1 pseudogene is annotated in these 519 nt (G+C 47.8%); it reads left to right on the forward strand.

From position 1 onward, the window contains the following. Window positions 1–519 (forward strand): annotated as a pseudogene (locus tag J5069_RS24130) (hypothetical protein); the annotation flags it as partial.

The following is a 519-nucleotide window of genomic DNA, read 5'->3' on the forward strand; positions in this document are numbered from 1 at the left end:
GCTATCAAGAAGCGGTTGGAATCTAATGCGTTAAAACGCAAGGATTGGGCGGCACTTTGTTCAAGCTATTTTGCTTACCAGCATGAATCACCCGAGACAAACCCGCACTGGTGCGTATTGCGGGGGCATATCGCCCGGGGTTACTTCGTGGTGAAAGCCGCGATACGACGAGAAAAATCATGGATGAAAACCATTGAGTTTTATCATGACATTTTTACCCCACAAGCTGGAGGCGTGATATCCAGGCAGTTACTTGCGGGTGAAAGCAATTCACTTTCAGCATTAGAGAAAATTGCGCAAATCCCCGATAGCAGCTGGTTGTGGAAACGTATTTTTACGGTGCTTTTAGCACAACTGGATACTCTTGACGCTCCCCAGTTTCTGGAAAAAATCAGCTGGTTATTGGGTTTGGCTGCACAGTGGGTACGTTTTCGTGATGACATCATGGCTGCGACCCTGACTCGCTATTATCATTCCATTTATCGCGATCAGGCACATTCAGCGCTGAAGCAGGCTGCG

The organism is Candidatus Symbiopectobacterium sp. NZEC127, from assembly GCF_025962675.1.
GTDB lineage: Bacteria > Pseudomonadota > Gammaproteobacteria > Enterobacterales > Enterobacteriaceae > Symbiopectobacterium.